At 53.5% G+C, this 13,842-nt stretch carries 10 protein-coding genes, 1 pseudogene and 1 riboswitch; of the genes and pseudogenes, 6 read left to right on the top strand and 5 right to left on the bottom strand.

All coding sequences use genetic code 11. The features are described 5' to 3' along the window. The first annotated feature begins 516 nt into the window (after positions 1–516). Positions 517–2,216 (top strand): annotated as a pseudogene (gene ltrA, locus ACMYSL_RS04075) (group II intron reverse transcriptase/maturase). 154 nt (positions 2,217–2,370) lie between these two features. Beyond that, positions 2,371–3,444 carry a type 1 fimbrial protein gene (locus ACMYSL_RS04070; protein ID WP_434661441.1) on the top strand — a complete coding sequence of 358 codons (1,074 nt, stop codon included), beginning with the start codon at positions 2,371–2,373 and terminating at the stop codon, positions 3,442–3,444. A gap of 52 nt (positions 3,445–3,496) precedes the next feature. On the opposite strand, the gene ribB is transcribed toward ACMYSL_RS04070, so the two are convergent. Next, on the bottom strand, positions 3,497–4,150 hold the full coding sequence (ribB, locus tag ACMYSL_RS04065) for a 3,4-dihydroxy-2-butanone-4-phosphate synthase (protein WP_110273021.1): 654 nt from the start codon (positions 4,148–4,150) through the stop codon (positions 3,497–3,499). Between the two features lie 105 nt (positions 4,151–4,255). Then, a riboswitch (FMN riboswitch) is annotated at positions 4,256–4,407 on the bottom strand. 120 nt (positions 4,408–4,527) lie between these two features. Here ribB and ubiK point away from each other — a divergent pair. Beyond that, on the top strand, positions 4,528–4,809 hold the full coding sequence (ubiK, locus tag ACMYSL_RS04060) for a ubiquinone biosynthesis accessory factor UbiK (protein WP_304253661.1): 282 nt from the start codon (positions 4,528–4,530) through the stop codon (positions 4,807–4,809). Between the two features lie 35 nt (positions 4,810–4,844). On the opposite strand, the gene glgS is transcribed toward ubiK, so the two are convergent. Continuing rightward, positions 4,845–5,054 carry a cell surface composition regulator GlgS gene (gene glgS / locus ACMYSL_RS04055; protein ID WP_181484831.1) on the bottom strand — a complete coding sequence of 70 codons (210 nt, stop codon included), beginning with the start codon at positions 5,052–5,054 and terminating at the stop codon, positions 4,845–4,847. Positions 5,055–5,406: 352 nt separating this feature from the next. On the opposite strand from glgS, the gene ACMYSL_RS04050 reads away from it, so the two are divergent. The 3 genes from ACMYSL_RS04050 (at position 5,407) to ACMYSL_RS04040 (ending at position 8,054) form a co-directional block, all read left to right on the top strand. Then, the gene (locus ACMYSL_RS04050; protein ID WP_182234973.1) at positions 5,407–6,036 is read left to right on the top strand and encodes an OB-fold-containig protein; all 630 of its coding nucleotides are present in this window, start codon (positions 5,407–5,409) and stop codon (positions 6,034–6,036) included. 31 nt (positions 6,037–6,067) lie between these two features. Next, a complete protein-coding gene (locus tag ACMYSL_RS04045) occupies positions 6,068–7,753 on the top strand; it encodes a flotillin family protein (RefSeq protein ID WP_434661438.1) in 1,686 nt (561 codons plus the stop codon). A gap of 241 nt (positions 7,754–7,994) precedes the next feature. Beyond that, positions 7,995–8,054 carry a type I toxin-antitoxin system Ibs family toxin gene (locus tag ACMYSL_RS04040; RefSeq protein WP_142462141.1) on the top strand — a complete coding sequence of 20 codons (60 nt, stop codon included), beginning with the start codon at positions 7,995–7,997 and terminating at the stop codon, positions 8,052–8,054. Between the two features lie 121 nt (positions 8,055–8,175). Here the strand turns inward: ACMYSL_RS04040 and hldE are convergent, their stop codons facing one another. Genes hldE through ACMYSL_RS04025 form a run of 3 tightly spaced genes read right to left on the bottom strand, consistent with a single transcriptional unit; the run spans position 8,176 to position 13,827 of the window. Beyond that, positions 8,176–9,612, bottom strand: coding sequence for a bifunctional D-glycero-beta-D-manno-heptose-7-phosphate kinase/D-glycero-beta-D-manno-heptose 1-phosphate adenylyltransferase HldE (gene hldE / locus ACMYSL_RS04035; protein WP_434661436.1), 1,437 nt, complete (start codon positions 9,610–9,612; stop codon positions 8,176–8,178). 58 nt (positions 9,613–9,670) lie between these two features. Beyond that, on the bottom strand, positions 9,671–12,505 hold the full coding sequence (gene glnE, locus ACMYSL_RS04030) for a bifunctional [glutamate--ammonia ligase]-adenylyl-L-tyrosine phosphorylase/[glutamate--ammonia-ligase] adenylyltransferase (RefSeq protein WP_434661434.1): 2,835 nt from the start codon (positions 12,503–12,505) through the stop codon (positions 9,671–9,673). Positions 12,506–12,528: 23 nt separating this feature from the next. Further along, on the bottom strand, positions 12,529–13,827 hold the full coding sequence (locus ACMYSL_RS04025) for an inorganic triphosphatase (RefSeq protein WP_434661432.1): 1,299 nt from the start codon (positions 13,825–13,827) through the stop codon (positions 12,529–12,531). Positions 13,828–13,842: the final 15 nt, after the last annotated feature.

The following is a 13,842-nucleotide window of genomic DNA, read 5'->3' as shown; positions in this document are numbered from 1 at the left end:
GTTCCGTCAGCGGTAGCCTACTGATCCAGGCTCGATGGGTAACTGTTGGGTCTGAAGCGATCGGGACAATGTAGCAGGGGCTGCAAGTACCAATGCGGCTCAGGCGCTAGGCTTGATGGTACGGTTAACACAAGTGAACTGCTGATAAACGTCGTCAACATTAAGCAGCTAAAGGTACTGAAAGGCTGTAGCCAAAAGGCACAGTAGCTGGATATTCCTTTTTATACTGGGGATACGCGGACAACAGAGCTACCGGCGGAGAAGCAGAACCTAACCCATCGTGTTCTTCGAACGGAACATGGTAAATCCGTATTGCCGCCCGGTTGGGCAGGGGCCTCGTAAGGGAAACCGTTGGCGGTGCGGATAGAGGAGGACTGAGAAAGCGAAGGCCATTCTGTAATGGAATGGATAGAGGTTGCGTCGATAGGCAACATTACCTCACGCGAAAGCGGGCAAACTTCAGTCTGGTCTTTCATCACGAGAGAGTCTGGCGAACCTTTAAAGGAGGGAAAGCAAATGACGGCGCAGCTAAATAGCTCTGGTGCACTCTCCGATCAGGCGACGCACTGGCACAGTATTGACTGGGCAAGATGCCACCGCGAGGTCAGAAGGCTTCAGGCACGTATCGTGAAGGCAACGCAGGAAGGCAGACATGGCAGAGTGAAAGCCCTGCAATGGCTGCTCACCCACTCGTTCAGCGGCAAAGCTCTCGCCGTTAAGCGAGTGACAGAGAATCGCGGCAAACGAACTTCTGGCGTGGATGGGATTACGTGGTCTACGCCGAAGATCAAGCTCAAAGCAGTATTATCACTCAGGCGAAGGGGCTATCGTCCTCAGCCACTGAGGCGGATTTACATCCCAAAAGCCAACGGGAAGCAGCGGGCACTGGGCATTCCCTGCATGATCGACCGGGCGCAGCAGGCATTGCATTTGCTCGCTTTGGAACCGATAGCCGAAACAACCGCAGACCCGAACTCATATGGGTTCAGGTCTGCCCGATCAACGGCTGATGCAATTGAACAGTGCTTCAAGGCTCTTTCACACACCGATTGTGCGGAATGGATCCTTGAAGCTGACATCCGTAGCTGCTTTGACGAAATATCGCACGACTGGCTGGTCACCAATATCCCGATGGACAAGGCGATCTTGCGAATGTGGCTGAAAGCTGGCTACTTTCACCATAGTGTCCTTTATCCAACAGCGGCGGGCACACCCCAAGGGGGATCATATCGCCAACGTTGATGAATATGACTCTTGATGGATTAGAACACTTGCTGCGACTTAAATATCGCAGGAGTACCCGCAATCCGTCAAAGGTCAATATTGTTCGATATGCAGACGACTTCATCATAACCGGTGTGACACGTGAAATGCTGGCAGAAGAAGTTATCCCTATGGTCGAGCAGTTTTTGGCGGAGCGAGGTCTCTCGATGTCACCAGAAAAGACCAGGATCACACATATCAGCGATGGATTCGACTTCCTCGGCATGAACGTACGCAAATATGGGGGCAAACTGTTAATCAAGCCAGCTCCTGTAAGTGTCCAACGTTTCCTGCGCAAAGTAAGGGGAGTGATTAAGGGTAATGCAATGGTGCGACACGATACACTGATAAAGAAACTCAACCCGATGTTACGTGGATGGGCAAATTACTATCGGCATGTTGTGGCGAAACAAACATTAAGTAAGGTCAGTTGCGCGATATGGCATAGCCTGTGGCGCTGGGTAAAACGTCGGCATCCCCACAAGGGAACTGGGTGGATTAGGAGGAAGTACTTCCGAATCATTGGATCCCGGCACTGGGTCTTTGCCACGGAAACCGGCAGGATACTCCAAACTGGAGTCCCCGAGCTTCTGGAGCTTTACAACATTGACAGTACGCCGATCAGGCGGCACAGGAAAATCCGTTCTGATGCCAATCCATTTGATCCTAAATGGGAAATCTACTTCGAAGAGCGATTGGCCCTTGCAATGCAGAGGTCAATCAAGGGACGAACCCGGCTGATTCGAATATGGTTGGCTCAGGAACGACATTGCCCTGTCTGCCAACAGATGATCGGAGAATCTACTGGGTGGCGTCTCTTCCACGTGAAACGAACGATCGACGGTGGGCGAGATACCAACAGTAATCTGATAATGTTACATCCAGACTGCTACCAGATAGCCCGCGCACGCCGATTCAAAGTGGTGAAACCGGCTCCTCCAGTGGGGCTTTGAAAGGCTTGAGCCGTGTGCGGGGAAACTCGCAAGCACGGTTCTTAGGGGAGGATGCGGTGGTAACACCGTGTCCTTACCCGACCTATGGTGCCTTACGGATGCTGCTGCTGAACTGTCACGGCGCCTGTACCGCCACGGTGCCAGAGGCGAAAAAATGATCCGCGTGCTGCGTTCGTTATTATTACTGCTGTTCCTGGCCTGCCCGTTTCAGGCGGCCTGGGCAGTCCACTGTTATCTTGGCACTTCGGGCGGTCCTACCGAAAAATTTGAAGCTTTAGATGAGTTTGCGATCCCTGATAACGCTAAACCTGGCGATAAAATCTGGGAAAGCAGTGATATTAAAGTTCCGGTTTATTGCGATAACGGTGATAAAAGCGATGCTAATGGTAAAACCAGCGAGAATGTCTACGCATGGGTTAACCCTTATTCATCTGCTGATGATCCTTATTACCAGCTAGGCGTGACCTACTCAGGAGTGGATTATGATGCAACCCAGGGCGCTGTTGGCATTGATACCAATACTTGTATTGATAACATCTACTATCAGAAATTTACGCCAGCACAGATTATTGCCTCCAACTGGGAGGATCGCCTCTGTTCTAAAAATGCTGAAGATACGCACTACTCACGGACGTTCATTGCCCGTATGCGGCTGTATGTAAAAATCAAATCCATGCCGCCGCATGATTATCAAAGCACGTTGGGTGATTTCACGCTTGTTCAATTTGATGGTGCAGATGGTTGGAACCAGAGTCCTGACGCCCAAAACCTCAAATACCACGTCACGGGCCTGGAGAACATCCGCGTTCTTGACTGTAACGTGAACTTCAATATTGAACCGGCAAATCAGATTATCGACTTCGGCTCATTCAACCCTTATGAAATCGCTCGCGGCCCAATGACGCAGTCATTTTCAATCACCACCACCAAAAGCCAGGACGGCACCTGTACCGATGGCTTTAAGGTTGCCTCATCGTTCTATACTACGGAAACGTTGGCCAATGATGATACCGCGCTGCTAATAGGTAATGGACTACAGCTGAAAATTCGCAACCCGACAGAAAACAGCCTCTACACCTTTAACCAGTATGCTGAATACGCTGACTTCACCGGCTCGTTGCTCACCGTTAAACAGGATTATCAGGCCGAGCTATCTAAAGTCTCCGGTGAAAATGTTAAAACCGGGCATTTCGAATCCGTCGTGTTGTTTAAAATTAACTACAACTAGAAACGACAAAGCCGGGATAACCCGGCTTTGTTTTTTGGCGTAACGTCAGCGATCAGCTGGCTTTACGCTCGTGCTCACGGCGGTAAGCCGCCAGATCTTCGATAGTCACTACGGCCATATTATGCTGCTGAGCAAACTCGATGCACTGCGGCGCACGGGCCATGGAGCCATCGTCGTTAGTCAGTTCGCACAGTACGCCAGCTGGTTTGAAACCCGCCAGAGTCACCAGGTCGATAGTCGCTTCGGTATGACCGCCGCGAGTCAGTACGCCACCCGGCTGCGCGCGCAGCGGGAAAACGTGACCAGGACGGTTCAGGTCTGACGGTTTTGCGCCATCGGCAATCGCCGCACGCACGGTAGTCACACGGTCAGCGGCAGAAACGCCGGTGGTGACGCCTTCAGCAGCTTCAATGGTCACGGTAAAACCGGTGCCGTAGGCGCTGGTGTTGTTTTCAACCATCATTGGCAGGTCGAGCTGTTTACGACGATCTTCTGTCAGGCACAGGCAGACAATGCCACTACCGTGACGAATGGTCAGCGCCATCTGCTCAACGGTCATGGTTTCGGCGGCGAAAATCATATCGCCTTCGTTTTCACGGTCTTCATCGTCAAGCACCATCACACCGCGGCCTTCGCGCAGTGCATTTAAAGCGTGTTCCACGCGTTCAAAAGCGGTACCAAAAGAAGAAAGGAGCGTCTGATTCATGGTAAAAAAACCTCATTAAAATTATGGTTACCAGAATCAGGGCAGTCTTAGGAGCGCCGGTTTAGCGGCAAAAGTCAACGCAAGCGGATCGAAACCCGACTGAGCCGTTACTCTCTCCCATCCGGACTCTAACCGTCGGCCCCGGAATCACACCGGATCTGCTGACCTTTCTGCTTTCGCAGAAAGCGCTCGCGGGCTTTCAACGCTATGGTTGATTTACCGCCGGTGGGGAATTTCGCCCCGCCCTGAGAATAAGCACAGCAACTATAACGCTATTGACTATCGTCGGCAATGCATAAGCTTCAAACATTTATGGTTTATCGGTACCGACGATCGCACTACAATGAGCGGCAAACCGACCAGATCAGGAAACCACCATGATTGACCCGAAAAAAATTGAACAGATCGCCCGTCAGGTCCATGAGTCAATGCCGAAAGGCCTTCGTGACCTTGGAGAAGATGTGGAGAAAAAAATTCGTCAGGTGCTCCAGTCGCAGTTAACTCGTCTGGATCTGGTAAGCCGCGAAGAGTTTGATGTGCAGACGCAGGTGCTACTGCGTACACGTGAAAAACTGGCTTTGCTGGAACAACGCCTGAGCGAACTGGAAAGCCGTTCGGTAAGCGTCTCGGTGACTCCGGACGCAGAAGAGAAGCCGTAAAAACAAGCAACGGGCCTTTTCGGCCCGTTGTAGTCTCAGTGCTCCAGCTCCGCTTCTGGGCTCATGGCCTTACTCACCTGCTGGCGGTAAAACTCATATCGTTGGCAAAACCATTCGCGATGCGCTTCATCCATGTTACCGACAATGGCCTGAAGATCGACGGGCTGACCTTGTGCGTACATTCTGGCGAAACTCTGAGCCAGAAAATCAAAATTCTTCATCAAATACATGTCTTTATTATTCATCCGCATACTCCTTCAGCCGTTGGTATTCTGATTGGTCATATGCTTTTTACTCGCTTCAGTATTTACCCTTACCTTAACCTTTTTTGGGCGAAAAATGCGCTCAAAGTGGCTATTTATTGCGCTGAATCATAATTCTCATCATTAGGTTTTAAAGTGTGATCTCACATCGCTGAACCTCTCTCCCCTTTGTCTCCAGGCCCCCCTGGATACTGCACGGTTTAAGTTCCATCTGAGCGCATTAAAAAACAAAAGGAATAGCGATATTACCTATTCTATTGCGCGTATTATTGTTAAACTAACCACCAGTATCCGGGTAAAATCTTTATAAGATCTTTCACGAATAAGGAGATTCATGCATCTATTTTCCGAATACAACAACCCTTATCTTTTTGCCCTATCATTCGTACTCCTTATTGGTCTTCTGGAAGTTATTGCGCTTATTTTCGGACATCTGCTTTCCGGCATTATTGACGCGCATTTAAATCATTTTGACTCTTTAACTTCCGGTAACATCGGCCAGGTTCTTCATTATCTGAATATCGGGCGAATCCCTGCACTTATCGTACTCTGTCTGCTGGGAGGCTATTTTGGTTTCCTCGGTATCATCATTCAGCATGCCTGGGTAAGCCTTATGTCATCGCCGTTAAACAACTTCCTGTTAGCGCCGGTCTGCCTGGTGGTCTCTGGCATCGCGGTACACTACACGGGAAAAGCCATTGCGCCATGGTTGCCGCTGGATGAAACCACGGCAATTACCGAAGACGATTTTATTGGCAGCATGGCCCTTATTACCGGTCATTTTGCCGAGTCAGGCCGTCCGTGCGAAGGAAAGTTCACGGATAAATTCGGTCAAACACATTATTTATTACTTGAGCCGGAAGAGGGTAAAGAGTTTAAAAGAGGGGATCGGGTTCTAATTATCCTCAGACTTACCTCAACACGTTATTTAGCTGAGCTAAATCCCTGGCCACACGTTTTATAGTTTTGTTTCTCATAAATAAGGAGGTTACATAATGGATGGCATTACTGGCTTATTCCCCTCATGGATGTTTACGGCGGGTGTCGTCGTCATTGTTCTATTGGTTATCGGTATTATTTTCGCCAGGCTCTATCGCCGGGCTTCCGCAGAACAGGCTTTTGTCCGTACAGGTCTTGGCGGACAAAAAGTGGTTATGAGCGGCGGTGCTATCTCCATGCCCATTTTCCACGAAATCATTCCGATCAACATGAATACCCTGAAGCTTGAAGTTAGCCGCTCTACCGCCGACAGCCTGATCACCAAAGATCGTATGCGCGTCGACGTCGTTGTGGCCTTCTTCGTCAGGGTCAAACCGTCTATTGAAGGTATTGCCACCGCAGCGCAAACCCTCGGTCAACGCACATTGTCGCCGGAAGATTTACGCATGCTGGTCGAGGATAAGTTCGTGGATGCTCTGCGCGCCACCGCGGCGCAGATGACCATGCATGAGCTGCAGGATACGCGTGAAAACTTCGTGCAGGGCGTACAAAATACCGTTGCTGAAGACTTATCCAAAAACGGCCTGGAGCTGGAAAGCGTCTCGTTGACCAACTTCAACCAGACTTCGAAAGAGCACTTCAACCCCAACAACGCCTTTGACGCCGAAGGTCTGACTAAGCTCACCCAGGAGACGGAGCGTCGTCGTCGCGAGCGTAATGAAGTCGAGCAGGACGTTGAAGTTGCCGTGCGGGAAAAAAACCGCGATGCCCTGTCGCGCAAGCTCGAAATCGCACAGCAAGAAGCCTTTATGACGCTTGAGCAGGAGCAGCAGGTGAAAACCCGCACCGCCGAGCAAAACGCGAAAATCGCCGCTTTTGAAGCGGAACGCCATCGCGAAGCGGAACAAACACGCATCCAGGCTGAACGACAGATTCAGGAAAGCGAAATCGAACGCGAGCAGATTGTGCGGACTAAAAAGGTCGAAGCGGAACGGGAAATTCGCATTAAAGAGATCGAGCAACAGCAGGCGACGGAAATTGCGAATCAGACAAAATCTATCGCCATCGCCGCAAAATCCGAACAGCAGTCTCAGGCAGAAGCTCGTGCAAACGACGCGCTGGCCGAATCCGTCCGCGCACAGCAAAACGTTGAAACCACGCGCCAAACGGCGGAAGCCGATCGTGCTAAACAGGTTGCGTTAATCGCCGCCTCTCAGGATGCAGAAACCCAAGCGGTCGAGCTGACGGTTCGGGCAAAAGCAGAAAAAGAAGCCGCTGAGCTTCAGGCAGCGGCAATCGTTGAACTGGCAGAAGCCACGAAGAAAAAGGGCCTCGCGGAAGCGGAAGCCCAGCGCGCACTCAACGATGCTATCAACGTACTTTCCGATCAGCAGACCAGTCTGAAATTCAAACTGGCGCTACTGCAATCGCTACCGGCGGTTATCGAGAAATCCGTTGAGCCGATGAAGTCCATTGAAGGCATCAAGATTATTCAGGTTGACGGCCTTAACCGGGGCGGCGGCTCTGGCGGCGCGGAAAACGCCACCGTCAGCGCAGGCGGCAGCAATCTGGCGGAGCAGGCGTTGTCCGCGGCCCTTTCCTATCGTACCCAGGCACCGCTGATTGATTCGCTGTTAAATGAAATTGGCCTCTCCGGTGGTTCGCTTAATGCTCTGACCTCGCCACTAAATTCACCAACAGCGATCGAGCCAGGTGAGGAATCAGTAGGAAAAGAAGCATAATCGCTTCCCAGCAAAAGCGCTAAACACCTCATCCCTGGCCCCAAAAGCCGGGGATTTTTTTATCCCAAACATGACCTTTCAGCGCCAGGAATGCTGTTTTTGCGTGGACGCTCCAGTAATAAAAAATCGGAGAGGGGAAGCACTTGTGCCTGTGAGGGCGCTCACTAACAATCGCTGTGTCAGCAAGGGGCTGAAACGGGAAAGCCCCTCCCGAGGAAGGGGCCTTAATAAGGAAAGGGTTATGATGAAACTGGTCATCATACTGGTTGTGCTGTTACTGATAAGTTTCCCGACTTTCTAACAGTCAATCAGAGGGGGGAGAAATCCCCTCTCACCCTTATTCCTTTACTTTAGGTCGAAAAAACAGCAGCGTCAACAGCGAGGAGCGCACCAAAGCGAAATGCTCAATGCGCCTCCAACATTCATGATTTATCGCTATCTTTCTGGATCTTCTTAATGATATTGGTTGTCGAACAGCCATCTTCAAAGTTGAGCACCAGCACCTCGCCGCCGTTTGCCCACACCTCTTCACTACCGGCAATCTGCTCCGGCTTGTAGTCGCCGCCTTTCACCAACAGATCCGGCAGAATGCCTGCAATCAGCCGCTGTGGCGTATCTTCTTCAAAAGAGACCACCCAGTCGACAGCTTCCAGCGCGCCCAGCACGATCATTCGTTGATCCAGCGGGTTCACCGGGCGAGACTCACCTTTCAGACGTTTGGTCGATGCGTCGCTGTTAACAGCAACAATCAGGCGGTCGCCCAGCTTGCGCGCATTCGCCAGATAGGAGACGTGGCCCGCGTGCAGAATGTCGAACACGCCGTTGGTCATCACGACTTTCTCGCCGCGTTTACGCGCCGCAGCCACTGCCAGCTTCAGCTCTTCTTCGTTCATCACGCCAAAGCCCGTTTCTGAACGCCCGCGAACCGCATTTTCCAGCTCGATAGGCGAAACGGTAGAGGTACCGAGTTTGCCCACCACCACGCCTGCCGCCGCGTTGGCGAAGTAGCAGGCCTCTTCCAGCGAATTACCGGAAGCCAGCGTCGCGGCCAGCACGCCAATCACCGTATCGCCCGCGCCGGTAACGTCATAAACCTCCTGCGCCTGAGTCGGCATATGCAGAGCTGGTCGGCCCGGTTGCAGCAGCGTCATACCCTGCTCGGAGCGAGTGACCAGCAGCGCAGACAGCTCGAAATCAGTGATGATTTTCATCCCACGCTCAACGATTTCCGCTTCGTTCTGACATTTCCCCGCTACCGCTTCAAACTCGGAGAGGTTCGGCGTCAGCAGCGTAGCACCACGATAGCGTTCAAAATCAGTGCCTTTCGGGTCGATCAACACCGGAACGTCCGCGTCACGAGCGAGCTTAATCATGGTCTGCACGCTGGTCAGCGCGCCTTTGGCGTAGTCAGACAGCACCAGCGCACCAATAGAGCTCAGCGCCTGCTGAATACGCTCGTGCATCGGCTGCGGATCGACGCCAGAGAAACCTTCTTCGAAATCAAGACGAATCAGCTGCTGGTTGCGCGAAAGCACGCGTAGCTTGGTGATTGTTGGATGTGTCGGCAGGGAAACAAAGTCGCACTTCACATTGACGTCGGCCAGCGCCTTGCTTAACGCACGGGCAGCATCGTCAATCCCGGTCAGGCCAACCAGGCGAGAAGTCGCACCGAGCGACGCAATGTTCATCGCTACGTTTGCCGCACCGCCAGGACGTTCTTCGATATTTTCTACTTTCACCACCGGCACCGGCGCTTCCGGCGAAATTCGGCTAGTAGGGCCATACCAGTAGCGGTCCAGCATCACATCGCCAACCACCAACACTTCTGCACGTTCAAACTCTGGCAGCGTTACTTTCATTACTTTCTCCTGCGAGACGCAAACTTTGCGCGCGATAATAGCACACCCGTTTTTTTAGTTAAGCCATCAACCACTTCTGCCAGCTGGCGCTGACCTGTTCACGTTCCTGACTAAACGCGTCAGGCGCCACGTTCCCCGGCAGCTCCTGCAGGGCCAGGTGATGCAACGCATCGCGTAACGTGGTGTAGGCATGGGTCAATGCCCTCGCCTCTGCATCCTCCATAATATCGTTCTGCGCCAGCAGTTCCAGAATGCGCACGTTATCAGACCAACGCGTGAGCTTCGGCTTATCACTGGCATAGCGTAGGACCAGATACTGGGTAATAAATTCAATATCCGTGATCCCGCCAGCATCAGCTTTAATATCAAAGCGATCATGGTGCTTATTGCCGAGGTGAGCGCGCATTTTTTCACGCATTTCCCGCACTTCAGTTTGCAGTTTTTCGCCTTCGCGCGCAGTGGTAAGAATATCCCGACGAATCACGTCAAAACGCGCCTGTAGCTCAGGGTCGCCATAGACAACGCGAGCTCGAACCAGCGCCTGATGTTCCCAGGTCCAGGCTTCGTTTTGCTGATAATCAGCAAAGGAATCGGTGGTGGTGACCAGCATACCCGCCGCGCCTGAAGGACGTAAGCGAGCGTCTACTTCGTACAGAATGCCCGAAGGCGTTCGGGTGCTGAAAAGATGCATAATGCGCTGCGCCAGGCGCAGATAAAATTGGCGACCATCAATTTCGCGCTCGCCGTCGGTCATCACTTCCATCGGACAGTCATGCAGAAACACCAGATCGAGGTCAGAACTGTAGCCCAGCTCCCATCCCCCCAGCTTGCCGTAGCCAACCACCGCAAAGCCGCGCCCCTGACGATCGTGCAGATGCGTTGGCTGACCATAGCGGGCGACCATTTGCAGCCATGCCTGCTGAACCACCGCATCGATCATCGCCTCAGCCAGCCAGGTTAAGTGATCGCTCACTTTCATCACCGGCAGCGTCCCGGCGATGTCGGCAGCGGCAATGTGTAACAACTGAGCTTGCTTAAACTGGCGTAACGCTTCCAGTTGCTGCTCTTCATCCTCTTCCGGCACGCGCAGCAGATACTGGCGCAGCTCATCACGATAAGCGTCAGTGGCCGTTGGTTGATAGAGGGTATTCGGGTCCAGCAGCTCATCCAGCAGCAGCGGATGCCGAGCCAGCTGGCTGGCAACCATCGGCGAAGCGGCGCACAGGCTAATCAGATGCTTCAACGCGCCAGGGAATTCGCTCAGCAGCTCAAGATAAGTGGTACGAGTGACGATCCCGGTCAGTAGCGGCGTAATGCGCGCCAAAGGTACCGGAGCATCCGCACGTGAACAAATTTCGCTCAGCAGATGCGGCATGAGCTGATCAAGCACCTGACGACCGCGCGGGCCAATCGTGCGTCGGTCCAGCTCTTTACGGAAATCGGCGATCAGCGTCAGCACGCTGCGGCGATCGTTATCGGCAAGATGCGCCAGCGCCGGGCTGGTATCGTCCTCTTCCAGCGCGTCCTGCCACAGTTCGCGCCAGTACTCTGCGAGCTGTTCATCTGGCGATTGTGCTTCATCATCACCGATCAATTCATTAAAGACGCGCCGCACGTTGGCCATCTGCTCGGCCAGCCGCGCGCTAAGGGCCTCCCAGTCGGCAGCGCCCATCCCCCACGCCAGCCGGGCGCGATTAAGCTCATCCTGCGGCAGGGTTTGCGTCTGCTCGTCGTTGATGCTTTGCAGCAAGTTTTCCAGGCGACGTAAAAACAGATAGGCCTCTCGCAGCCCAGGCGCATCGCCTTCAGGTAACAAATGAAGCTCTTCGATAGCGGCCAGCGTCGGCAACAAAGCACGCTGTTGCAGCATCGGCTCGCGCCCGCCGCGAATCAGCTGGAAGACCTGGACGATAAATTCAATCTCACGGATGCCGCCCGCGCCGAGCTTGATATTGTCCTTCAGCCCCCGGCGGCGCACTTCACGGGCAATCATCCCTTTCATGTTGCGCAGGGACTGAATGACGCTGAAATCGATGTAGCGACGGAAGACGAACGGTCGCAGCATGGCGCGCAGTTCGCTGGCATAAATGCCATCGTTATCACCCATAATCCGCGCTTTCACCATCGCGTATCGCTCCCAGTCGCGCCCCTGCTCCTGGTAATAATCCTCCAGCGCGGCGAAGCTCAATACCAGCGGGCCGCTATCGCCAAACGGGCGCAGGCGCATGTCGACGCGATAAACGAAACCATCCTGAGTGGGCTGATCCAGGACCTTGATTAAACGTTGTCCAAGACGGGTAAAAAACTGCGCGTTATCCAACTCCCGACGCCCACCTTGCGTGGAGCCGTGCTCCGGCCAGGCAAAAATCAGGTCGATGTCGGAGGAGAAGTTAAGCTCGCCGCCGCCAAGTTTGCCCATCCCCAAAATCAACAGCGGCTGCGGCGAACCTTCAGCATTGCACGGAGTCCCCCATTCGCGGCAACAGGCAACGTAAAGCCAGTCGCGAGCGGCGACAATCAGCGTCTCCGCCAGCACGCTTAGCTGCTGCAAACTGCTCTCTTCGCTGACCAGCGATAACGACTGGGCCCAAGCAATACGCACCATTATCCAGCGGCGAAACTGGCGCAGTTCGCGCATCAACGTGGCTTCATCATTCACCTCTGCAAGACGCGTCTGTAGCCAGTCGGCGTAATGACGCCACTCCTGCGCCTCAGGCGGCGAGCTTTCAAGCTCCGCCAGCCATTGCGGTTGGGCGACCAGACTGTGCTCGACGAAATCGCTGAATGCCATCACCGACTGCGCCTGCTCACTTAATGTGGATACTGGAAAATCCGCCGGTAGCCGGTCTATGACCGTCTGCCAGTGCTGCTGTAATTGCGAAGAAAGCGGCATCTTAGGGGCTCCCTGGCCTGAAATTATCGTTTTCCACTATGCAGCCAGAACGGCTCTGCTGCCAGCGCCTGGCGACGGAAATATTCGAGGACGCTGCTGTCGTTATGCTCAATCGCCCGGTGGATTTCTTGCCAGCTTTCCAACCACGGTGCGGCAACATCTGCATACGCACCAGCCAGAAGCTGAACGCTGTCGATTTCGCGCGCCAGGCGCGGAAGCTGACCGACATACTCATCGGCTGACGGCTGCGCAATCGAATTTTTCAGCTCAGCCGCCGCGCGGGAGAGCTGAATATCAGCAAAACGTTTGAAAGAACCACTGATTTTCTGTTCACCGGCTGCGTTCATAAAGGGACGCCAGCCGCGATTCACCAGCCACTCGGTAAGCGCCAGCTTAGCGCCTACGCAGGCAACATTAAACAGCGCCGCCTGGGCGTTCTTTTCCTCCAACAACGCAGCTTCAGCTTCGTTCAAGCGCTCACGAAGTTGGGTCGTTGCCTTACGAGGGACAATACCGCCAAACAACACCAGCGTATGCCGAACGCGGGCAACCGCCTGCAAAATCTCGGCTTTCGCTTTTGAATTGCCACGATTGAGGACTTCATCATGATAGAGCCAGTGCGCCAGCGCGTTTTCCAGCGCCGCCTCCAGCGCCTGCTCCACGCTGGCCTTCGGCGTCACACGCAAAACAGATAATGCGGTTAGCGGACGCTCTTCATTGCCCTGCGCCAGATGATAGCCGCGAGCCGCTTTGCTCAGACTTCCCTGACGCAGCACGCCGATATCCAGCAGGCGATGGGCAAGGGTCAGAATATCCTGCGGATCGCCAGACAGCAGCTCCAGTTCCAGCTCGCAGATAGGCTCCTGATGCTCACCAGCTTTGACTTCCCCCCGATCGAGGGCAATTTCAATCTCGCTACCGCCTTCTTTCACTACCCATCTTTCACGTTCGAAATCGGTACTAAAAAGCGGCTGTACGTTCTGCGCAAGCTCGACCGGCAGCTCGCCCTGTGGCCAGACTTCGGCAGGAAGCCTCTCCAGCGCCAGTTCTGGTTTTTCCAGCGCAATATTGTACTCCGGGCGCTGATGTAGCCCGCCCACCACGCGACCGGCGATTTTCAGCGTCATTTCATAACGCCCCTGGTCACCGCGAATGCGCAACCCCATATCGTGGCGACGCAGCCAATTGTCCGCCGTTTCGTAGTAAATATTCAGCAGTTGAGCTGCGGGCGTGTGTTTAGCTTCTAACGCGCTAAGGTGCTGACGCAGTACGTCTACACCATTGTGGGCGACGATAAACTTTAATTCGATTTCTTGAGCCATGACTGAATTCTTCCG

The sequence above is a fragment of the Klebsiella sp. MISC125 genome (assembly GCF_051131775.1).
Lineage (GTDB): Bacteria > Pseudomonadota > Gammaproteobacteria > Enterobacterales > Enterobacteriaceae > Klebsiella.
This window is presented reverse-complemented; position numbering and strand designations above follow the sequence as displayed.